This is a genomic window from Streptomyces pactum, from assembly GCF_016031615.1.
GTDB lineage: Bacteria > Actinomycetota > Actinomycetes > Streptomycetales > Streptomycetaceae > Streptomyces > Streptomyces pactus.
This window is the reverse complement of the sequence record NZ_JACYXC010000002.1, coordinates 290,324-311,362: the sequence shown is the minus strand read 5'-3', so window position 1 is coordinate 311,362 and position 21,039 is coordinate 290,324. Positions and strand designations below refer to the sequence as shown.

The 21,039-nt window shown below is 75.5% G+C and carries 15 protein-coding genes and 1 pseudogene; 8 read left to right on the top strand and 8 right to left on the bottom strand.

Annotated elements, in window-relative coordinates:
* Positions 1-85: 85 nt before the first annotated feature.
* The 3 genes and pseudogenes from IHE55_RS32895 to IHE55_RS29580 form a co-directional block, all read left to right on the top strand.
* Positions 86-532: pseudogene (locus IHE55_RS32895) on the top strand (MFS transporter); the annotation flags it as partial.
* 64 nt (positions 533-596) lie between these two features.
* Positions 597-1,199 carry an MFS transporter gene (locus IHE55_RS32890; RefSeq protein ID WP_307826958.1) on the top strand — a complete coding sequence of 201 codons (603 nt, stop codon included), beginning with the start codon at positions 597-599 and terminating at the stop codon, positions 1,197-1,199.
* A 6-nt stretch (positions 1,200-1,205) separates the two neighbouring features.
* Positions 1,206-1,955, top strand: a complete 750-nt coding sequence (locus tag IHE55_RS29580) for a class I SAM-dependent methyltransferase (RefSeq protein WP_197992484.1) — start codon at positions 1,206-1,208, stop codon at positions 1,953-1,955.
* Positions 1,956-2,357: 402 nt separating this feature from the next.
* Here IHE55_RS29580 and IHE55_RS29575 read toward each other — a convergent pair whose 3' ends face one another.
* Positions 2,358-5,345: a helix-turn-helix transcriptional regulator gene (locus IHE55_RS29575; RefSeq protein ID WP_307826942.1), complete on the bottom strand. Its 2,988-nt coding sequence runs from the start codon at positions 5,343-5,345 to the stop codon at positions 2,358-2,360.
* 506 nt (positions 5,346-5,851) lie between these two features.
* On the opposite strand from IHE55_RS29575, the gene IHE55_RS29570 reads away from it, so the two are divergent.
* A complete protein-coding gene (locus IHE55_RS29570) occupies positions 5,852-7,453 on the top strand; it encodes a S8 family peptidase (protein ID WP_197992483.1) in 1,602 nt (533 codons plus the stop codon).
* 288 nt (positions 7,454-7,741) lie between these two features.
* Here the strand turns inward: IHE55_RS29570 and IHE55_RS29565 are convergent, their stop codons facing one another.
* The 4 genes from IHE55_RS29565 to IHE55_RS29550 all read right to left on the bottom strand — a co-directional run bounded on the left by IHE55_RS29565 (position 7,742) and on the right by IHE55_RS29550 (position 12,321).
* Positions 7,742-8,704 (bottom strand): phosphotransferase family protein, encoded by a 963-nt coding sequence (locus tag IHE55_RS29565; RefSeq protein ID WP_307826941.1) that lies wholly within the window; start codon positions 8,702-8,704, stop codon positions 7,742-7,744.
* 351 nt (positions 8,705-9,055) lie between these two features.
* The gene (locus tag IHE55_RS29560) at positions 9,056-10,150 is read right to left on the bottom strand and encodes a serine hydrolase domain-containing protein (protein ID WP_197992482.1); all 1,095 of its coding nucleotides are present in this window, start codon (positions 10,148-10,150) and stop codon (positions 9,056-9,058) included.
* 484 nt (positions 10,151-10,634) lie between these two features.
* Positions 10,635-11,102: a hypothetical protein gene (locus IHE55_RS29555; RefSeq protein WP_197992481.1), complete on the bottom strand. Its 468-nt coding sequence runs from the start codon at positions 11,100-11,102 to the stop codon at positions 10,635-10,637.
* A 784-nt stretch (positions 11,103-11,886) separates the two neighbouring features.
* On the bottom strand, positions 11,887-12,321 hold the full coding sequence (locus tag IHE55_RS29550) for a hypothetical protein (RefSeq protein ID WP_197992480.1): 435 nt from the start codon (positions 12,319-12,321) through the stop codon (positions 11,887-11,889).
* A 493-nt stretch (positions 12,322-12,814) separates the two neighbouring features.
* Here IHE55_RS29550 and IHE55_RS29545 point away from each other — a divergent pair, with 493 nt between their 5' ends.
* Both IHE55_RS29545 and IHE55_RS29540 read left to right on the top strand, forming a co-directional pair.
* The gene (locus tag IHE55_RS29545; RefSeq protein ID WP_197992479.1) at positions 12,815-14,305 is read left to right on the top strand and encodes a pyridoxal phosphate-dependent decarboxylase family protein; all 1,491 of its coding nucleotides are present in this window, start codon (positions 12,815-12,817) and stop codon (positions 14,303-14,305) included.
* Positions 14,306-14,500: 195 nt separating this feature from the next.
* Complete coding sequence (locus tag IHE55_RS29540) at positions 14,501-15,457, top strand: IS481 family transposase (RefSeq protein WP_197992478.1); 957 nt, start codon at positions 14,501-14,503, stop codon at positions 15,455-15,457.
* On the opposite strand, the gene IHE55_RS29535 is transcribed toward IHE55_RS29540, so the two are convergent.
* Together IHE55_RS29535 and IHE55_RS29530 are read right to left on the bottom strand one after the other, a co-directional pair.
* Positions 15,454-16,908: a hypothetical protein gene (locus IHE55_RS29535; RefSeq protein WP_197992477.1), complete on the bottom strand. Its 1,455-nt coding sequence runs from the start codon at positions 16,906-16,908 to the stop codon at positions 15,454-15,456. The genes IHE55_RS29540 and IHE55_RS29535 overlap by 4 nt on opposite strands.
* Positions 16,905-17,636, bottom strand: coding sequence for a hypothetical protein (locus tag IHE55_RS29530; protein ID WP_197992476.1), 732 nt, complete (start codon positions 17,634-17,636; stop codon positions 16,905-16,907). Before IHE55_RS29530 ends, IHE55_RS29535 begins: the two co-directional genes overlap by 4 nt.
* 669 nt (positions 17,637-18,305) lie before the next feature.
* Between IHE55_RS29530 and IHE55_RS29525 the strand changes: the two genes are divergently transcribed.
* A protein-coding gene (locus IHE55_RS29525) for an IS5 family transposase (RefSeq protein WP_372442800.1) occupies positions 18,306-19,165 on the top strand; the annotation gives its coding sequence in 2 pieces (ribosomal slippage) (positions 18,306-18,666 and positions 18,666-19,165; 861 coding nt in all).
* Between the two features lie 217 nt (positions 19,166-19,382).
* On the opposite strand, the gene IHE55_RS29520 is transcribed toward IHE55_RS29525, so the two are convergent.
* A complete protein-coding gene (locus IHE55_RS29520; protein WP_197992475.1) occupies positions 19,383-20,261 on the bottom strand; it encodes an LLM class flavin-dependent oxidoreductase in 879 nt (292 codons plus the stop codon).
* Positions 20,262-20,378: 117 nt separating this feature from the next.
* On the opposite strand from IHE55_RS29520, the gene IHE55_RS29515 reads away from it, so the two are divergent.
* Entirely contained in the window at positions 20,379-20,837 is a 459-nt protein-coding gene (locus tag IHE55_RS29515) for an RrF2 family transcriptional regulator (protein ID WP_197992474.1), read from the top strand.
* The last annotated feature ends 202 nt before the right edge of the window (positions 20,838-21,039 follow it).

Sequence of the window (21,039 nt, the reverse complement as noted above, 5' to 3'; positions counted from 1 at the left end):
GGGCTTACGGGCCGCGCTGTCCGGGCTCGACGGCCCGGCGCGCTTCCTGCTGCTCAGTTCGTTCCTGATCCCGCTCGGCAGTTTCATGGTGCTGCCGTTCATGTCGGTGTTCCTGCACGAACGGCTCGGGATGGGGCTCGGCACGGTCGGTGTCGTGCTGGCCGTGGCGTCCCTGGTGCAGTTCTCCGGGGGGATCGCGGGCGGGGTCCTGGCCGACCGCGTCGGGCTGCGCCGCACGATGCTGTGGGCGCTGATCGTCCGCACGGCCGGGTTCGTCGGCCTGCTGGCGGCCCTGCGCTGGCCGGTCCTGGCCGTCGGGGCGCTGGTGCTCACCTGCTGCGGCGCGGCGCTGTACCTTCCCGCCAACAAGGCGTACCTGGTGCACGGCGTGGACGACGGGCGCCGCGCCGCGTTCCTGTCGGCCGGCAACGCCGCCCTCAACGCGGGCATGGCGGTGGGGCCGCTGATCGCCGGGCCGTTCGTGCTGTCCTCGCCCGGCTGGCTGTTCACCACCGTCACCGCGCTGTTCGTCCTGGTCACCGCGGGCCACGCGCGGCTCCCCGACGTGCGGGCGCGGCAGCCGGGTCCCGGGGCGGGTGGGCGGGGCGCGCTCGCCGGGGGTGGCGGCGCTGCCGTTCGCCGCCAACGCCCTCGCCTTCTACCTGTACTTCCACTTCCAGCACTTCCTGGCGGTGTACGCCGTCGAGCGGGCGTCCAGCGCCTTCTACAGCGTGGTCCTGCTGTTCTGCTTCGCCCTGGTCATCGTGGTCCAGCCGCTCGCGTCCGGTCTGATCGGGCGCATGCCGTACGCGACGGCGCTCGCGGCCGGCTTCGCGGGTCTGGCGGCCGGGCTGGCCGTCCTGGCGATCGGCTCCCGGCCGGCGCTGCTGGCCGGCGGAGCGCTGATCACCCTGGGCGACATCGTCCTGTTCCTCAAGAACGACCTGGAGGCACTGCGCCGGAGTCCGCACTCGGACGCCGTGGTCTTCGGCCGGCAGCGGCTGGCCGCCGGGCTCGGCGCCTGCGCCAGCGGAGTGCTGGGCGGACAGCTGTACGGCTTCGGTGAACGTGCCGGGAGCACCGGCTGGTTCTGGCTGCTGGCCGCGGCACAGTGCCTGCTGCTGCCCCCGCTGCTGCTGGCCCTGCGGGACCGGGAACCGCACCGGTCCTCCCCCGCGATGACGACGAAGGAGCACTGAGAGCACATGACACGGACGGGTGGGTTCCAGGACGACGACTTCTGGACCGAGTTCCACGACTTCCTCTTCTCCGAGCAGCGCCACGCCCAGGCGGAGGAGCTGCTCGGCACCTCTCCCCTGCTGTCCTTCCCCGCCGGTGCCCGCGTCCTGGACCTGTGCTGCGGGCCGGGTGTGTTCACCGTGCCGCTCGCCCGCCGGGGCTACGAGGTCACCGGGGTGGACCTGAGCCCGGCCATGCTGGACCGGGCGCGGAAACGGTCGGCCGAGGCGGGCGCCCCGGTCAGGTATGTGCGGGCCGACGCCCGCGAGTTCGAGGCCCCGGGCGGCTTCGACGCCGTCCTCAACCTGTTCACCTCGTTCGGCTACTTCGAGGACCCCGCGGACAACGCCCGCGTGCTGCGCACCATGTACGCCTGTCTCGCGCCGGGCGGCACCCTCGTCCTGGACCTCGCCGGGAAGGAGTTGCTGGCGCGCCGGGTCACCCCGCCGAAGGTGGTGCGGCGGGGCGAGGATCTGATGGTGCAGACCGACACGGTGCTGGACGACTGGGCCCGGTTGCGCAGCGACTGGGTCCTGGTCCGGGGCGACCGGGTGACGCGGGCGACCCTGGTGTGGTTCGTGTACAGCGCGGTGGAACTGCGGCGGATGGTGGCGGAGGCGGGGTTCGGCCGGGTGGAGGTCTTCGGCGGTTTCGACGGCCGTCCCTACGACGAGAACGCCGAGCGGCTGGTGGTGCGGGCGGTCCGCGAGGCGTGACGGGGCAGCGGCGGGCGGTGCCGCGCGGGGCCGCTCGCCCCGGAGACCGGTGATCGGGGGGGGGCGGGTACGCCGGTGAGCCGGATGGGCCCCGGGTCGTCGGGTACCCCCCGGCCCCGGTCGTTCCCGGGTCCGTACCGCCCCGGGCCCGGAGGGTCGTGGGGACGGCGGGCACCGTGCCGGCGGGGGCGGGCCCGGTGCCGGGGTCCGTAACGGCCCGGCTCCGGACGGGGGCCCGCCCGCCGGCCACCGGATCCCGGCGGGTGCCCGCGTGGCCGGCGAGCCGTGCCGCGCGCGGGCACGGGCCGGCGGCCACGGCACGGCACGTGCGCACGGCGGCCCGGCCATGGCCTCCTGACATCGCGGGGTCCGGTTCGGCCGGGCCCGGTGGCGCTCCCAGGTTCAGGCGTCCCCGTGCGACCGGCGCTCGGCTTCCCCCGGAGCGTGGACGGCGGCGATGTCGGCCCGGGAGGAGACGTTCAGTTTGCGCAGGATGCTCGCCACGTGGTGCTCGACGGTGCGGGTGGACAGCACCAGGCTCTCGGCGATGTCGCGGTTGGCGCGCCCCTGTACGACGAGCCGGGCCACCTCCCGCTCGCGGGGGGAGAGCTGATCGCCGTAGCCGAGACGGCCGCGGCGGTGCGTGGTGACGATGTCGTGGCGGCGCAGCAGCCGGTGGCATCGGGCGACGTCCCAGCGTGCGCCCAGCGCCCGGTAGGCGTCGATGGCCCGGCGGATGACGGCCACCGCCGCCTTCCGTTGTTCCTCCTCCGGGTCCGGCGCCAGGTCCGTCGGGTGCGCGCGCCGCTGCCGCCGGTCGCCGGGTCCGTGGTGGGCGTGGAGCAGGCAGCGTCCCCGGGCCTCCGCGGCGCGGGCCGCGTCGAAGGGCCGGCCCAGTCCCCGCCATGCCTCCTCCGCCCCGGCCAGCGCGGTGGCGGCCTGCTCGTGGTGGCCCTCCGCCTCGGCGAGCAGTGCCCGGCCGACCGTCAGGGCGATGTGCGCGGCCGGGGCGTCGCGGTCACGGACACCGGCCGCGAAGTCGGCCACCAGACGGTGGGCCCGGGCGGTCCGGCCGCTGCCGTGCAGCGCCTCCACGGCGGTGGGGACGACCTCGGTGCCCCACACCCAGCCGCCGGTGGCCTCCAGCCGGTGCACGGCGGCCTCGACGGCGTCCCCGGCCTGCCCGGGCCGCCCGGCCTCCAGGTGGACACGGGCCAGGGCGGCGGCGGAGGCGGTGAGGATGAAACCGGTGTCGTAGCAGGTGGTGCGGGCGGCTTCGGCGAGGTCGCGGCGGGCGCGGGAGACGTTGCCGAGCACGTGCAGCGCGGTCAGCCCACGGACGAGCATGGCCTCCGAGGTCAGGTCGGGTATCTCCCGGTGCAGCTTGGTGATGTGGTCCGCCTCGGCGTGCAGCCCCTCCCAGCGTCCCTCGTGCCAGGCCAGGACCAGCCGTGCGGTCTGGGTGAGCCCTTCCACGTAGGGGCTGGTGGTGTCGGCGAGTCCGGCCACGGCCCGTTCCAGGCATGCGCGTGCCCGCGCGGTGTGGCCCAGCGCGATGGTGGCGTGCGCGAGGTTGGTCCAGCCCCGGGCGTACTGCGCGGCTTCCATCGCCGATCCGGCGGGGGCCCGTAGCGCTTCGACGGCGTCCCATGCCCGGCGGTCCCCGAGGAGCATCAGCGCGCTGGCGCGGTTGGCGGCGATCGCCGCGCGGGCCACCGGGTCGGTCACCTGGCCGGCGATGGCCTCGGCCCGCTCCAGCCAGGCGTAGTTGCGGACGACGGGCCAGCCCTTGATGGAGGGGATGGCCGCGACCAGCATGGCGCGGGCGGCGGTCGGCGGGTCGGAGACCTCCAGGTCCGGGATGGCGCGGGCGATCTCGTTGAGGCTGTCGAGCGCGCCGCCGCTCTGGTTGCGCAGCAGGATGCCCAGGTGCAGGCGGAGGTCGCCGCGCCGGCGGGGTGGCGGGTCGTCCTCGTCCAGCACCCGCCGTATCGCGCGCACCACCCGTTCGTCGGCCCGTGCCAGCTGCGCCGTGCGGACCAGTTTCGCGGCGGTGCGGACCCGGCCGCCGGGGCGGGGGTCCTCCGCGACGGCCCGGGTGTACAGGCTCGTCGCGGTGGTGTAGTCGCCCTCGGCGGCGGCCCGGTCCGCCGCCGTGGTGAGGTAGCGCAGCCCGTCCCGTACCCGGCCGGCCGCCAGGGACAGCCGGGCCAGCTCGGCCAGCGGTACGGGGCCGCCGCCCCGGTGCAGGACCCGCACGGCGCGCAGGCTCAGCCGGGCGAGCCGTGGCCCGGGCACCTCCTCCAGCGCGGCCTCGCGGTCCAGCGCGTGCCGGAACGTCAGCTGCGGGCCGTCCGCCCGCAGCACCGACCGCCGCACGGCGAGATCGGCGGCCCGCTCGGCGCGGCTCGGCTCGATGTCCGCCACCTGGGCCAGGACGCCGGCGGGCACCGGACGGCCGAGCACCGCCGCCGCCTCGACCAGCCGCTGCGCGTCCTCGGTGAGTCGCTCGCGCCGCCGGGCCAGGTCGCGGCGCAGCCGGAGGGGCACCTCGGCGTCGCGGACGGCGGCCAGGAGCGGTTCCGGTGGCACACCGCGTTCGCAGGCCGAGGTCAGCAGGGCCTCCAGCGCTCCGGGCAGCCCGCCGGTGCGTGCGTGCAGCAGCTCCGCCAGCCCCGGCTCCGCCGCTCTCTCCCCCAGCCACCGCGATGCCGCCTCCCGGGTCTGCTCCACCGTCCAGGGCCCGAGGACGATCTCCTCGGCCCGGACCTGGCACGGTATCCGCAGGCCCCGGGCCGGCAGTCCGGGTGCGGCGTGCTCGGTGAGGACCAGCCGCAGCCCCGGGGGCATGGCGGCCAGCAGGTGTTCCAGCAGGTCCAGGGTCGCGCCGTCCGCCCGGTGCACGTCCTCGACCGCCAGGACCACGGACCCCTGGGCCGCCAGCAGCGCCCGCAGTCCGCGCCGCAGCGGCCCGCGCCACCCCACCGGCCCGCCCGCTGCTGCTCCGGGCGGTTCCGGCAGCCACTGCGCCAGCTCGGGGACCACGGTGGCCACCGCTCCGGTCACCGGCGGCAGGAGGACGTCCGGCCGGTACGGCAGGCCGGCCAGCGCGTCGGCGATCGGGGCGAGGGGGGTGGCGTCCCGCGGGTCGGGGCAGGTGCCGCGGATCCGCACCCACTCCCCGGACTCCGGGCCGGTCAGCACCTCGTCCAGCAGCCGGGAGGCGCCCGCCCCGGGCTCGCCACGGACGATCACCACGCACGGCGGCCGGCGCAGCGCCGCGCGCAGCCGTGCGGCCTCCGCGTGGCGTCCGACGAGGCCGATGGCGGCCCGACCGCCGTCTCCGCCGGCTTCGCCGGCGGTGGAGGTACATCCGGCACATCCGTCCACGGAATTCCTCCTCAACGCTGCGGCACGCCGGGCCGCGGCACCGGATGAGCAGGTGGTTTACCAGTCGGTGTGCGCGCGGGGCAAGGGATCGGCCACCGCCGCCGGCGGCCCCCGCCGCCCGGCCGCGGAACCCCCGAACACCGGCCACTTTTTAGGTAGCCACTACGCATTGCTAGGTCCTGACCGGCTGTTCGAAGCTGTGGCCGGTCCGAGGACGCCGAACCCGCCTCCGGTACCCGGCGGTTCCCGGCCCACCGGCCCGGGAGCGCCGGGCAGTGCCCCGGGAGGGCGCCGGCGTACCCGGATCCCGTACCGCACGGACCCCGCTCCGTGCGGCGCACCCCCCACCCGCGGACGCCGGGACCCGGCACGGCCGACCGCCGTGCCCGCACCACCCGGCGCCGGCCGCCGCGCACGTCCGCCGTACCCGTGGCGGCGTGCGCGGAGGCCGCCGCGACGCCATCACCGGGGCCCGACGGCGGGCCCGGATCCCCCAGGGAGTAGCCATGACATTCGATGCACGCGTCCTACGGCGGTTGCTGGCCGCCGGTGCCGGTGCCGCCCTGCTGGTCGGCGCCGCCACGGCCGCCGGCGCCGCGCCCACCCCGCCCGGCGGGGGCGAGGGCCGTATCGTCGGCGCCGACCGCCCCGGAGCCGTCGACGGTTCCTACATCGTCACCTTCAAGGACTCGGTGGCCCGCGCCGACGTGCCGGCCTCCGCGAAGGCCCTGGCGCAGCGGCATGCGGGCGAGGTCCGCTTCACCTACACGGCGGCGCTACGCGGTTTCGCGGTGCGGATGACCGAGCGGCAGGCGAAGAAGCTGGCGGCCGACCCGTCCGTGGCCCGGGTGGAGGCCGACGGCGTGGCCTACGCGGTCGGCACCCAGCCCAACCCGCCCTCCTGGGGCCTGGACCGCATCGACCAGCGCGATCTGCCGGTGGACAGGTCGTACACCTACCGCACCGCCTCGGGGGTGGACGCGTACATCGTGGACTCCGGCATCCGGATGAGCCACCAGGACTTCGGTGGCCGGGCGGTGAGCGGCTACGACTTCATCGACGACGACTCCAACGCCTCGGACTGCCACGGTCACGGCACCCACGTCGCCGGCACCGTCGGCGGCAACTCCTACGGCGTCGCCAAGGACGTCAAGCTGATCGGCGTCCGCGTGCTCAACTGCCAGGGGAACTCCGGCAGCAGCTGGGCACCGGTCCTCGCGGGCATCGACTGGGTGACCAAGAACGCGGCGAACAGCGGCAGACCGGCCGTCGCCAACATGAGCATCGGTGGCGGCAAGACCCAGTCCGTCAACGACGCGGTGGCCTCGTCCATATCCTCCGGTGTCACCTGGATCGTCGCGGCCGGCAACAACAACGCCGACTCCTGCTCCTACAGCCCCTCCTCCACGCCGGCGGCCGTCACCGTGGGCGCCACCAACAGCCGGGACGCCCGCGCCACCGGCTGGAACAACGGCCAGGGCTCCAACTACGGCAGCTGCCTGGACATCTTCGCCCCCGGCGACAGCATCGTCTCCACGTCCAACTCCGGGGACACCGCCTCGCAGTCGATGAGCGGCACCTCCATGGCCGCCCCGCACACCGCCGGCGTGGCCGCCCAGCTGCTCGCCGCGAACCCGTCCTGGACCCCGGCCCAGGTCCGCGACAGGCTGGTGGCCGACGCCACGCCCGACAAGGTCACCGACGCCCGCACCGGCTCCCCCAACCGGCTGCTCCACACCGGCGGCGGTGACACCACCCCGCCCGGCCCCCGGTTCGAGAGCACCGCTGACGTCACCATCCGGGACAACGCCACGGTGGAGTCCCCCATCACCGTCTCCGGCGTCACCGGCAACGCCCCGTCCGACCTGTCGGTCGCGGTGGACATCCGGCACACCTTCCGCGGCGACCTGCGGGTGCAGCTCGTCGCCCCGGACGGCACCGCCTACCTGCTGAAGGACTACAACAGCAACGACAGCGCCGACAACGTCCAGGCCACGTACCCGGTCGACGCCTCCTCCGAGGTCGCCGACGGCACGTGGAAGCTGCGGGTGACCGACAACTGGACCAACGACACCGGCTACATCAACGCCTGGTCGCTCCAGTTCTGATCGCACCACCGGCCCCACCCGCGCCCCGGCGCGGGTGGGGCTCATCCGTTGGCCCACCCGGGCCCGGCCAGGGGTGTGCCGCGGGCCGGCGCGCGGGGTCGGCGCGCCGGGGGCGGGGGCCGGGGCGTTCCGGTGGACTCCGGGGGCCGTGGCTCCCGGGGCCGTGGCTCCGGGGACCGTGGCTCCGGGGGTCGTGCCCGGGCCGCCGGCGCGTCGGGTGGCCGTCATGGGGCGGGCGGTGGGGTCCCGGCCGCGCGCCGGACCGTGACGTGGCCCGGCCCGGTGTGTTCAGCGGGGCGTGTCCAGCAGGGTGCGGACGTAGGCGTCCAGCCGCTCCTCCACCACCCGTCTCGTCAGCTCCGTCCGCCCCGCCTCCCGCCACGCCCGCGCCACCGGCTCCACCTCTTCCGAGCAGGCCAGCGCGTCCCGCACCTGCCAGTACAGCCGCTCGTCGGCGTCCGCGGCCGGCACGCCGCCGGCCTCCTGGTACGCCTCGGCGAACCGCGGGCCCCATGCCGGGCCGTGCAGCAGCGCGAGGATGGTGGAGCAGTGCGCCACATCGAGGTCCGCCGGGCCCCAGGAGGCCGCCGCCCAGTCGACGACACCGGTGATCCAGGTCTTTGACGGTCTCCCGGGCGGCACGTCGAACAGCACGTTGCCGGGCTGGAAGTCCCGGTGCAGGAAGCGCCCCGCGCCGGGCGGCGCCGGCCGGCGGATGATGTCGATCGCCGCGGCCCATGCCGCCGGGTCGGCGCCGTCGGGAACCACGACGGTGTCGGGGGTCGTCAAGGTCACGTACTTCCGGGGCCGCCGGGCGGGCCGCAGCCCGTGGATGGCCACCAGTTGCCGGGCCAGCAGCGGCACGCGGCACTCCAGTCCCTCGTCGTCGAGGACCGTCCGGCCCGCCCGGTGCGTCATCAGCAGCGAGGGGTACTCGCACCGTGCGGCGGTGGGGTCGACCGCGACCAGTTCCGGGGCCGGCACACCGGTCCCCCTCAGCGCGGACAGGGCGTGGGCCTCCCTGTTCAGCCAGTCCTCGGCGTGTTGCCTGGAGAACGGGCTGACGAAACACCGCAGCACCAGGTCGCGGGTGCGCCCGTCCCACGTTCCGACGGTCAGCCGCCGCATCCGGGCGGTGATGCCGCCGTGCAGCGTCTCGGTGCCGAGGACCCGTTCACCGGCCGCCAGGTGCCGGCTCACCCAGGCCAGTGTCAGCGGTGGGACGGCGGTCGCCTCGTCATGGTCGGTCACGGTGCCACTTCATCATCCGTCAGGGCGGCCCGCGCGCGGATTTCGGAAGCGGGCGGGCGGTGCGGGAACCACCGGCGCCTCAACGGAGCACCGGTTCCGCCGACGGGCAAGGACGGCCGGCGGGCCGGTCCCGTACAGCCGCCGGCACCTGCCGCCCCCGGTCGAACCCCGGCCGCACCGGCGGAGATCGGCGGGATCCCCAGCCCGGGGCGGTCCGGTGGCCGACCCACCGGACGCCCGGCGGGGAAGCCCCGGGGGGCCGGGCACCCGGCGGAAGACCTCCGGGGGCCGGGCACCCGGCGAGGCCGGTGGGCCGGGCGTCCGGCGGGGGGGATTGGTGGCGCCGGCCGTTCAGTCCTCGCCGACGACGGTCAGGTCGTCGCCCAGGGCCGCGGCGATCTCGGCGGCCCGTGAGTGATCGTCCAGCCGCCGGGTGAGGTAGGCGCAGGCGTGGTGGTGGCGCAGCGACCACCAGGCGGCCGAGCCGCCGATCCCGCCCTTCGCGATCTTCCCCTGGTCCCGCACGAAGCCGAGCGTCCAGGTGATCCGGGTGCCGAAGACCTCGTCGTGACCGGTGACCTGGGAGGTGAGCAGTTCGGTGTGCAGCTGCGGGCCGAGCAGGGCACGCACCGGTCCGTCCTCGGCGGTGAGCCGGCCGAAGAACTCCGCCATGGCCGAGGCGGTGGTGTGCAGGTTGACCGCCCCGAAGACGGACTGCCGCCAGGCCCGGGAGTTCGTCCGCTCCGGGTCCAGCGCCCCGTCGGGGATCCGCAGCCAGGGAGCCGCGTGGAGCCGGCGCGGCCACTCGGGGTGCGCGTACTCCAGGTCGGCGACCCGCTCAAGTGCCCCGTCCGGTACCCCGAACCAGGCGTCCAGGCCGAGGGCGGGCCGTACCACGCCGTTGAACACCTCCCCCAGCGTGGTCCCGGCGCTCGCGCGCAGGATGCCGTCCACGAGGTGGCCGTAGGTCAGCGCGTGCTCGCCCAGGGACGTACCGGGGACGTACTCGGGAGCGGCACGTATCAGGCTCTCCCGCAGTCCGCGGTCGTCGAGGAGGTCCAGCCCGGCCGCCGTCTCCGGGAAACGCGGCTGGCCCGCCCGGTGGGTGAGCACCTGCCGCAGCGTGGTCCGCTCCTTGCCGTGGACCCCGTACTCGGGCCAGCGCCCGGCGAGGGGCTCGTCCAGGGTGAGCGCACCGTCGCGGACGGCCACCAGGGCGGCCAGGGTGACGAACGTCTTGGACAGCGAGTACGGCATGACCAGCGTGTCGTCGCGCCAGGGGCGGGTCCGTGCGGCGTCCGCCCAGCCGCCGCTCAGCCGGACGACCTCCCGGCCGTCCCGCCGGACCGACAGTCCCGCCCCCGTCTCCCTGCCCTCGTCCACCAGGCGTTGGAAGACCTGGCGCACCGGCTCGTACCCGTCCGCGACGAATCCCTCGACCCTCATCCGCTCCCACCCTCGTCCGAGTAGGTCCGGCAGGCCACCCTCACGGGCCCCGGACCGGGGTTCCCTGCGGCCACCGAGCACGTGACGGGCCCGGACGGCCGGGACGGGACACCCGACCCGAAGGTACCCCCGTGGGGTATTGGCTCGCAACAAGGGCCGCCCGGTGCGAGGGAGTTCCGTGCCGGGGTGCGGCGGGTCGCGGAGGGCCGCCGTGTGCCGGGTTCGCGGCGCCTGCGGGCCGCGGCGGCGCCGTGACTGCGCACCGGTCAGGCCGTCCGACGGGGCACGGGCGCTGCCGCGGCGGCCCCGGTACGCGGGCGCGCGGCGGGCGCCGTTCGGCGTCCGCCGCGCGTACGAGGTGCGGCCGCGCCCGGCCCCGCCCGGCCGGGGAGCCCGGCGGGGCGGGGCCGGGCCCGGTGGCGGGCCGGGTCGCCGGGGCCGCCACCGGGCGCCGGCCGTCCTCGATACACCGGACCGCCGGGGGTCAGCCGGCCGGACGGGCCACGGCGGCGGCCGCACGCGGGCCGGAGCCGACCGGATGCCACCGCTCTCCTCGCTGCTCGGCCATCCCCTGTCCGGCCATGGTCTTGAGGTGCTTGAGGACCGTGCGGGACTGGTAACCCACCATCACGGACAGTTCCTCGACCGTGGTCCCGCCGGCTCCCATGGCCCGGAGCTGCTGCCAGGTGCGGGCCGCGTGGCGGCCCAGACCACCGTCGCCGGACGTGTCGCGGGACAGCTCACCATCCGTCTCCTTCCTCGTGGGCGCCGTGTCGGCGCCGTGCTGCACGGCCTGCTCGCCCCGGGTGCGCTGGCTCGCCGGGTCCGCTCCGCTCACCACCACCGCGGCGGGTGCCGCTGGGACGGGGGCGGCCGGCCGCCGTGCGGGGCCGACCGGGCGGGGGGTTCGGTTGACGGTGCGGTGTCTGCGCCCCTTCTTGTGTTTGCTCATCACGTCACCGTCTTCGTTGAAGTAGTGATCACACCGTGCCAACGAGCCGCCGGGGGCCCGGGCAATCGGCCGATCGGCTCGTTCCGTTCCCTCCATCGGCCCTATGGGCCCGCTCGTGACCGGACCGGTACGGGGCGGCAGCGGGCCCGGCCGGCGGGAGGCGGACGGAGAGACCGGTGGGGGCCGGCGTAAGACGCGCGGAGCCGGTGGGGCCGGCCGGAGACGGACGGAGAACGCACCCGGCCCGCCGCGGCCGCGGCTCTCACACGGCTCTCCGGGCGGCCTCCCCCGTCAGCGGGGGCCGGTTCTCCGGCGTCGTGGTGGGCGGTCTCCCGGTGTCCTCCGGGGCGGACGGGAGGCACGCGTTCGCAATGCGGAGCACGGGTGCGGCGGGAGCCGGTGGTGAACCGCTGCCTCCGGCGCGGCGTGCGGCACCGCCGGCAGCAGTTGGGGGGGCAGGCCGGTCGTCGTCCAGGTGCCGCGGAATGTCGGGGAGGGACGGCACGGGCGGCAGGGCGAGCGGGCAGGGGGCGCGGCGACGGAGCGGCGGAGTCCCCGCGCGGCGGACAAGCCCGGCGTGACCGGGGAACGGGCGGGGCGGACGGTGAGGTCAGGCGGCGGGGGCGGGGCGGCCACGCGAAGAAGGGCCACTTGACGTCACGTCAGCAGCGGCAAGGACGCGCGAGACGGGCCCCGTGAGGCAGGGCGACGTGACGACGGGGCCGGTCCGGAGCCGCCGGGGCGGTGGCCCCGCGGCTCTGACGACCGGCCCCGTGCCCCGGGCTCAGGCGCTGAAGGGGGTGAACGTCACCTCGAAGGAATCCGGGTAGCAGAAGCAGAACTCCTCGCCCTCCCAGTCGCCGAGGATTCCGCTCAGGCCCTCCGGCTCGGCCTGGTTCCGCCCCTCGGGCGCCTGCTGCTCCTCGGCGCCGGCCAGGGTCTGCTCCCCCGAGGTGGCGGGGGCCCGCTCCCCGGAGGTGGCGGGGGGCCGCTCCGCGGTCGCGGGGGCGCTCTCCTCCGACGAAACGGCACGGATCCGCTCCCCGGGGGCGGCCGCGTTCTCCTCGTCGGCGCCGGCCCCGGTCTGCTCGGCGGAGGCGGAACGGGTCTGCTCGACCGGGAGCGGGGCGTGCTGGTCGAGGGCGACGGCGGGGGCGAGCGGCAGCAGGGCACAGGCCGCCGTGGCGACGGCGAGCGCGGCGGTACGGACGAAGGTCATCGGGTCCTCCGGGGAGTGGGCGACGAAGGGTCGCGTGAGACGGTCTCCGCCCGGTCGGGGCGGTTCGCCAGGACCTTAAACGCCCATCCCATGCTTTTCTTTGCATATCGCCGTCAACTTCCCGACGCTGCCGCTCGGATGGCGGACGGGTCGTCCGCCACCGGCACCACCCGCGTGTGCGGGGACCGGCGCCGGGCGCCGAGGGGGTGCCGGTGGGCGTGACGTCCGGGCACCGGGAGGCGTTGAGCGACACGGCTCCACCGCCGGCCCGTCATGTGACGGGCCGTCACCTTGCGCCCGTCCCCGGCCCGTACGCCACCGCGGCGGGCCACGACGTAGGACGCCGGCCCGGCGGGGGCGCCTGAGGCCGGGCCGTCAGCGGTGGGCCGATACGACGAAAGGATTTCCGTGTGATGCGCGGACCACAGTTTTCTCCGTGCCGCTCCGGCCGGCGCGGGCCGACCGCCGGCTCCCGCGACCTGCGCGGCCGCGGATGAGGGGGTACGGCGCGGCCCTCCCGGGAACGGCCGCGGCACCGGGGTGCCCGGACACCGCCACGGGCGGGCTGCGGGGCCCGGACGGGCTGCGGGCGCTGACCGAGGTGGCGCTGGACGCGCTGGCCGGCGGCACCGCCGCCCGTGGCGGGCCACTGCCCGCCGGCGGCCCGGAGGGGGTGGCCGCGCGGGTCGGCCCGGTGTGCGACCCGCTGCTCCCGGAGCACGGGATCGGGGCCAGGACCGCCCTGTACGAGATCGTCCGCGCGGTCGCCGAGGGGGCCGCCGACCCGGGTCACCCCTGGTGCGCCGGTCATCTGCACTGCCCACCGCTGGCGGTCGCCGCCGCCGCGGAGCTGGCCGCGGCCGCGCTCAACCCCTCGATGGACTCCTGGGACCAGGCGCCGGCCGCCACGGTGGTCGAGGAGCGGGTGACCGCCGCGCTGGCCCGGCTGGTCCACCCGGACCGGCCCCGGCCGGACGCGCTGCTCACCGGCGGCGGCACCGAGTCGAACCTGGTGGCGCTGCTGCTGGCCCGGGAACGGGCGGGCCGGCGGGGCGCCCGGACGGTGCGGGTGCTGTGCGGCGCCAACGCCCATCACAGCGTGCACCGCGCCGCCTGGCTGCTGGGGCTGCCCGCGCCGGTCACCGTGGCGTGCCGGGCGGGGCGGATGGTGCCCGCGGAGCTGGACCGGGCGCTGCGCGGCGCCGAGGGTCCGGCGCTGGTGGTGGCCACGGCCGGCACCACCGACGAGGGCCTGATCGACCCGTTGCCGGAACTCGCGGAGATCACCGCCCGGTACGGCGCCGAGCTCCATGTCGACGCCGCCTACGGCGGTCCGCTGCTGTTCAGCGAGCGGCTCGCGGAGCGGCTGCGGGGCATCGGCTCGGCGGTGTCGGTCACCCTCGACCTGCACAAGCTGGGCTGGCAGCCGATCGCCGCGGGGGTGCTGGCGGTGGCCGACACCGGCCTGCTGGAGCCGCTGTCGGCGCGCGCGGACTACCTCAACGCCGAGGACGACACCGAGGCCGGGCTCCCCGATCTGCTGGGGCGTTCCCTGCGCACCTCCCGGCGTCCCGACGCCCTGAAGATCGCGGTCACCCTGCGGGCGCTGGGCCGGGCCGGGCTGGGCGCGCTCGTCGAGCACTGCGTGGACTCCGCGGAGGGACTGGCGGCCCGCATCGACACCCACCCGGGGCTGCGCCGTCGCCCGGGGCCCGTCGGGATCAGCACCGTGCTGTTCCGGCCGGTGGCCGCCGACGCGCTGCCCGGTGCGCGGGGGGACGCATGTGTGGCGGCCGTCCGGCGGCGGCTGCTGGAGGAGGGCCGGGCGGTGCTCGGCCGGGCGGTCGCCGAGGACGCCGACGGCCGCCCCGCCCTGTGGCTCAAGACCACGCTGCTCCACCCCCAGGCGGGTCCGGCGGACTTCGACGCCCTGCTGGACCTCGTCGCGGACACCACGTCGGCGGACGGCCCCGACCCGGGCTGACCGAGGACCGCGATCCCGGTGCGGGGCCGGACGTGAGCGCCGGAACCGGGCACGGGGCCGGCGGGGCCCGGTGCGGGGCCGGGCGCGGGCTAGCTGTATTGATCACAAGCGTTGTTAACGCTGGCTGGTCTTGATCATGGCGAAGACCTCCGGTGTGGTGGAGGTGTCTAGGCTTCACCGCACACGGAGGTCTTCGTGTCCCACCGTAATGCCCGGCTGACCGTTCACGGCAGGCGGATCCTGGTCGAGCGTGTCCTGGCCGGTCGTCCGGTCGCGCATGTGGCCGCGGAGATGGGCATATCCCGTCCCACGGCCCACAAGTGGGTCCGCCGCTGGCGGGCCGAAGGCGACGCGGGCCTGGCCGACCGCTCCAGCAGGCCGCGCACGATCCCTCACCGGACAGCGGCCGACGTCGAAGAAGGGGTCTGTGACCTGCGGCGGACCCGCAAGCTCGGGCCCGCTCGGATCGGCCCGATCCTGGGGCTGCCCTCATCCACCGTCCACCGGATCCTCACCCGCCACCGACTGAACCGGCTGGCTTGGATCGACCGTCCGACCGGTCAGGTCATCCGCCGCCACGAACGCGAACGACCCGGCGAACCCGTCCACATCGATGTGAAGAAGCTCGGCCGGATTCCCAACGGTGGCGGCCACAAGACCCTGGGCCGCCAGGCCGGCCGGGCCACCCGCTCCGCCATGGGCTTCGACCACGTCCACTCCGCGATCGACGACCACAGCCGGCTGGCCTACAGCGAGATCCACCCCGACGAGAAGGTCGCGACCTGTGCGGGCTTCCTCACCCGCGCAGCCGCGTTCTTCCACAGCCACGGCATCCCCCGAATCGAACGGGTGCTCACGGACAACGCATGGCCCTACCGCAAGGGCCTGGCCTGGAAGGCCGTCCTGGCAGAACTCCGCGCGACGGGCAAGCTCACCCGCGCCTACCGCCCCCAGACGAACGGCAAAGTCGAACGCTTCAACCGCACCCTGCTCGACGCATGGGCCTACCTACGGCCCTACACCTCGAACAACGAGCGGACAGCAGCCCTGACAGACTTCCTCCACACCTACAACCACCACCGCTGCCACACCGCACTCGACGGGCACCCGCCCATCAGCCGTGTTAACAACGCTGCGGGTCAATACACCTAGCGCCGGTGGACCTCTCGGTACTCCTCACTCACCAGGGGCGGGGACTTCTCCGCCCCTGGGGCGAGGACGAACGGTTCGCCGTTGTCGTCCACGGTGAAGTGCCGTGCCTCCCCGGACGGCAGCGTCACGGTCACCTCCAGGGAGAAGGAGAACGTGGCCTGCTGGGCGTTCACGCCTCCGAAGATGTCCCTCGACCAGCGATCGGGCCGGCGGTGGAGCGTGAGTGATTCACGGTTGGAGAAGAGGATCCGCTTGCCCTCGCCGTCCTCCGGCCTCCAGTCCGGGTCGTACTTCAGGGAACCCCCTCCGGGAACGCCGATGACGTGCAGGGTGTCGAGATAGAGGCCGCGATCCTCCAGCGGATACTCGAAATCGTCCCTCCAGCCCGGGGCAGCGCATCCGTAGTGGTGCCGTCGTGGGGTGCCCGCCCATACCCGGTGGATGTGGACGGCGGCGTCGACGGTGACGGCTTCGACGGGAGCCGTTATCTGGAGGTCGAAGGTGGTGTGACCGGCCGTGATCCCGCCGGCCGCGGTCACCGCGCGCCGCATCCGGGCGCAGGACACACCGGCCACGTCCAGGTTTCCCCCGATCGCACCGGGCGCGTCCACCGGGCGCTGGGTCTCCATCAGCCACCTGCCGTGGCCGAATTCGACCGGGTCGGGGTAGCCGCGGACGGAGACGCCGCCTTGCTCCCGCGGATCACCGTTGGCCCGGGAGAGCGGCACCGGCGCACTGACGTCCAGGTCGGCGCCGGACGCGAGGCGGCGCGCGGGCGGCGCCACGCGGAACGGCTCGCCGCCGTCATCGACACGTATCGTCCGCGCCTTGCCGTCCTGCACGACATCCAGCTCCACCCACCACTCGCACCAGCACGTACGGGTCGTGATGTGCAAGGTGCCGCCGGTGGTCCCGCCGGGCCGCACCGGGCGCAGCACCCGCTTCTCCGGGCTCCTGCCATCCAGGTCCAGGCGGTCGGGCTCCGGCAGACCCGCCACGGTGGGGTCCACCGCGCCGGCACAGCCGACGTCGTCACCCCGTGGCGTGGCGATGCGGGCGCCCTTCACCACCCTGATCCCCTCGATGACGACCGAGGTGTCGGCGGGTGCGGCGACGCTGTACGCCACCGCCGCCGTGCCGCGAGGTACCGCGCCCCGGCTCGTCGCCCAGCGGTACAGGTCGCCGCAGCCCCGGGTGACCTTGAGGGTGTGCCGCGGGGCGGCGGCTCCGGCGTGAGGGACGGTGGCGGTCCACAGCGCGCCCTCGCCGTCCATGAGCGGCTTGCCGACGGCGGCTATGCCGGGCGCCGGGCCGGTGTCGTACCGGTGCCGCAGGAACCCCGCCGCCAGGGAGGAGCCCAGCATGGCCACGGCCGTGGCGACGGCGACGAAGCTCACCAGTGAGCGGCGCGCCGGGCGGTTCCCCGCGGCGGCCGCGCGTCGCGCCCTCATGACCGGGTCCAGACGCCTTCGTTGACGGAGCAGCGGTAGGCGGGGGCCCGCTCGTCGACGTCCGGGGCGAGCGTGAACGGCTTGCCCGAATCGTCCACGAGCATGGTCTCCTTGTGGCGGCCCTGCGTGTACCGGACTTCGATGGCGAAGTCGTAGGCCACCCGCCCGGCGCGGATCTCGATGTCGAAGATCGCCGGCTCGTCCTGCTTGGACAGCTGGATCTGCTGCGTGGGGTACTGGCCGAGGACCTTCTCCTCGTCGTACTCCACCGCCGCCCTGTCCGCGCTCCCCAGATTCATCCGGATCCGGCTCACCGCGACGCCGCCCTGCGGGCCGCCGCAACGGAAGACCGGCCCGGCGGGTATGGCGCGTTCGCGCAACACCTTGGCCCGCACGGACGTGATCACGGCGGGCGCCTTGGAGAAGTTCATCAGGGTGACGCGGACGCGCAGGCCGCCTGCGTGGAGTCCGCCACCCGCCACCATGGCGTCCATGTCTCCCCAGGCATCAGCCTGCCGGAAGGACCACGCCGTGCGGTCGGCCTCGGTACTGGTCGCGCGTACCACGCGTGCGTCGCGCTCGACGTCCCACCAGGTCTCCGACTGCGCGCTGAGGCCGCGGGTGCCTGGTGCGTCGCCGCTGGTGGTCCAGATCTCGAAGTACACCGTGAGGATCGCCGCCACGACCGCGCTCACCACGATTCCGGTGAGCGAGGCGAGGGCTGTCACCGCGCGGGTGCCCCATCGCGCTCTCGCGCCGCGCTCGTTGCCGGGTTCGTCCCCGGGTTCGTCCCCGGGTTCGTCCCCGGGCTCGTTTCCGGGCCTGTCTCCGGGGCGCGCTCCGGGGGCGCCCTGGGGCTCACCTTCCGGGCGCGCGCCGGGGCCGGGCCCGGGCCCACCGGCCGCGGCGGGTTCCCCGTCGTCCCGGCCGCCACACCCCGCGGTGTCATCCGGTGGTGCGGGGCCGGTACCCGCCCGCCCCGCCGGGCCCGTTTCCGGTTCCCGCTCCGGTCCCGCTGCCCGCTGCCCGTCCGGGCCCGTCCCGGAGCGTGCGTCAGGGCCGTTCCCGGAGTGTGTGTCAGGGCCGCTCCGGGCGGCGCCGCCGGGCTCACCGGATGTGGCTTCTGGTTCCTCTTCGGGCCGTGCGGGGCCCGGTTCGGTCATGGCCATATGCCCCCCAAGGGCCGTGCGCGGCCACCAGGTGCTCCACGCGCGGCGACTTCACATGGACCTACCAGATGCCCGGAACGCGGTGTCCGGCAAACCCACGGGCGGGTGCGGGGCGCTGGTGGAGCAGGAGAGCCGAGAGCCGGAGCGGGAGAGCACGGCGGGGGCCCGCGAGTGGGACCGCCCAGGTCTAGCGCGTGTCTCTTTGGTGGGTTGGTCAGTTGATCGGATGTGTCTGCCCGATTAGTGATCACTGATGCGATGTGGGCCCGGATCGCGCCGCTGATGCCGGCCGATCCGGTCCGCGGCAGGCGGTGGGCTGATCACCGCCGCGCGCTTGAGGCCATCGCGTGGAAGTACCGCACCAACTTGCCCTGGCGGGACCTCCCCGATGAGCTCGGCTCATTCCAGACCGCCCACAAGCGGCTGATCAGATGGGCCCTCGACGGCACCTGGGAGGTGGTCCTTGCCGCTGTCCTGGCGGCGGCGGACGCCGACGACGACATCGACTGGACGGTGTCGGTGGACTCCACAGTCGTCAGGGCTCACCAGCACGCCGCCGGAGCACGCAAAAAGGGGCGACCCGATCCGGCGAGCCCGCCGATCACGCGCTCGGACGCTCACACGGCGGGCTGAGCACCAAGGTCCACTTGGCCGCGGACGGCCACGCACGGCCCCTCGCCTTCGTCGTCACCGCAGGCCAGGCGGGTGACGCACCCGCCTTCGAGACGGTGATGTCCCGCATCCGCGTGCCCCGGACGGGCCCCGGTAGGCCCCGGACCCGACCCGGGGCCGTTCTGGCCGACCGCGCTTATTCCTCACGTGCCATCCGCAGCCACCTGCGGCGCCGGGGCATCCGCGCGGTCATCCCGCAGCCGTCCGACCAAGTCGGCCACCGCCTGCGGCGCGGGCGGCTCGGTGGCCGCCCGCCCGGCTTCGACCGCGAGACCTACAAGCAGCGGAACACCGTCGAGCGGTGCATCAACCGCCTCAAGCAGTGGCGCGGCCTGGCCACACGAACCGACAAACTCGCCATCGCCTACCAGGCCGCACTCCACCTCGCGGGCATCCTCATCTGGACCCGACGCTGACCAAAGAGACAGAACCTAGGCGGGCCCGGCCCGGCTCCCGGCGGGCAGAGGCCCGGCTGACCAGGCCTGACGCCGGCCGGGCCCCGCACGGGACGGATGCGCGGGGCGACAGGGCCGGGAGGCCGGGGCTGCCCGCAGCAGCCGGAGCGGCCGGGGCCATCACCTCGACCGGCGCCGGGCCCGGCCGCCTCGTCCCGGCCGGGGCCGGGGAGACCGGTCAGCCGACGAGCGGTCGGACCTCTTCGGCGGCGAAGCGCACGAAGCCCTCGGGGTCCGGTTCGTCGGCGGTCGGCTGCAGGACCACGGTGTCGGCACCGGCCTCCGCCAGCCGCCGCACCACGGCCGCGATCTCCTCGGCGCCGCCGGCCGCGGCGGCGTCCGGCTCCGGCCCGCCGGCCCCTCCCCCGGCGGCCGTTTCGGCCGCGACCCGGGCGGCGGCGTCCGGTCCGGTGGCCGCGCGGAGGTAGACCACCACCCGGTGGGGGTCGGTGCGCCCGGCCGCCCGGCGCCCCTCCTCGATCAACTCGCGGGCCCGTCGCACGCGGTCCGGCGTCGTGCCGGCGTCCAGGATGGTGCCGTCGGCGGCCTCGCCGGACAGCCGCAGCGAGCGCGGCCCGGTGGCCCCGGCCAGCACGCCCGGCGCGGTCGCCGGCGGCCATGAGAGGGCGACCTGGTCCAGCCGCACGTAACGGCCCTGCACCGTCACCCGCTCACCGCGCAGCAGGGCGCGCAGCGCCGCCAGGTACTCGCGCAGCAGGGTCATGGGCGACTCCACCCGCGCGCCGACCTGGCCCATCCAGTCCTGCACGCCGTGGCCGACACCGACCAGCGCCCGGCCGGGGAAAAGCCGGTGCAGGGTGGCGGTCTCCATGGCGGTGAGGGCGACGTTGCGCAGCGGCACCGGCAGCAGGCCGACGCCGACCCGCAGCCGTTCGGTGGCGGCCAGCGCGGCGGCGGTGGCGGCGATGCCGCTTTCGAAGAAGCAGTCCTCCCACAGCCACAGTTCGGCCAGGCCTGCCTCGTCGGCCGCGCGGGCGACGCCGTGGAGTCGTTCGGGTGGCAACTGCGGCCGGAAGACGGCACCGAGAGTGGTCATGGGCCCTTCCTAGCCCGGACCGCGGTGGCCGGCAAGACCGTGCCGGCCACCGCGGGGCGGGCTGGTCACGGACGGTGGGCGGCCCCGTGCGGATCAGCGGTACGGGATAATGCCGGCATGCGGATTTCAGCCAGGGCCGACTACGCGGTGCGCGCCGCACTGCGACTCGCCGCGTCCCAGGACGAGGGGCCGCTGAAGGCGGAGGCCATCGCCGAGTCCCAGGGCATTCCGCACAAGTTCCTGGAAGGCATCCTCAACGACATGCGCCGCGGTGGGCTGGTGCTCAGCCAGCGGGGCGGCAACGGCGGGTACTGGCTGGCCAGGCCCGCGGACGCGATCAGCGTGGCCGATGTCATCCGGGTGGTGGACGGGCCGCTGGTCTCGGTCCGCGGGGTGCGCCCGCCGGAGCTGTCCTACACCGGTCCGGCCCGGTCGCTGCTGCCGCTGTGGATCGCCGTGCGGGCCAACGTCCGGCAGATCCTGGAGGGGGTGACGCTGGCGGACGTGGCGTCGGCGGAGCTGCCGCCGCAGGTCTCGGCGCTGGCCGAGAACCCGGAGGCGTGGACGAACCCCTGACGAGGCGTGACTCCGCCCCGACGGGCGCCGGAACGCGGCGGATCCCAGGACACCGCGCCGGACGGCAGGGCGCGGCGGGCCCCGGCGAACCACAGCAGGCCGTGACGGGCCGGGCTCCCGACGGGTTCCGGGCGGAGCGGGATGCGCCGGACGGCGTGCGGGCGGCGCCGGGACACGCGCCGGGCGACGCGGGCCCCGCCGG

Bases quoted from the DNA above. Each gene is read 5' to 3' on its own strand.
- IHE55_RS29580 (WP_197992484.1), top strand. From the start codon at position 1,206: ATGACACGGACGGGTGGGTTCCAGGACGACGACTTCTGGACCGAGTTC.
- IHE55_RS29570 (WP_197992483.1), top strand. From the start codon at position 5,852: ATGACATTCGATGCACGCGTCCTACGGCGGTTGCTGGCCGCCGGTGCC.
- IHE55_RS29560 (WP_197992482.1), bottom strand. From the start codon at position 10,150: ATGAGGGTCGAGGGATTCGTCGCGGACGGGTACGAGCCGGTGCGCCAG.
- IHE55_RS29555 (WP_197992481.1), bottom strand. From the start codon at position 11,102: ATGAGCAAACACAAGAAGGGGCGCAGACACCGCACCGTCAACCGAACC.
- IHE55_RS29550 (WP_197992480.1), bottom strand. From the start codon at position 12,321: ATGACCTTCGTCCGTACCGCCGCGCTCGCCGTCGCCACGGCGGCCTGT.
- IHE55_RS29545 (WP_197992479.1), top strand. From the start codon at position 12,815: ATGAGGGGGTACGGCGCGGCCCTCCCGGGAACGGCCGCGGCACCGGGG.
- IHE55_RS29535 (WP_197992477.1), bottom strand. From the start codon at position 16,908: ATGAGGGCGCGACGCGCGGCCGCCGCGGGGAACCGCCCGGCGCGCCGC.
- IHE55_RS29520 (WP_197992475.1), bottom strand. From the start codon at position 20,261: ATGACCACTCTCGGTGCCGTCTTCCGGCCGCAGTTGCCACCCGAACGA.
- IHE55_RS29515 (WP_197992474.1), top strand. From the start codon at position 20,379: ATGCGGATTTCAGCCAGGGCCGACTACGCGGTGCGCGCCGCACTGCGA.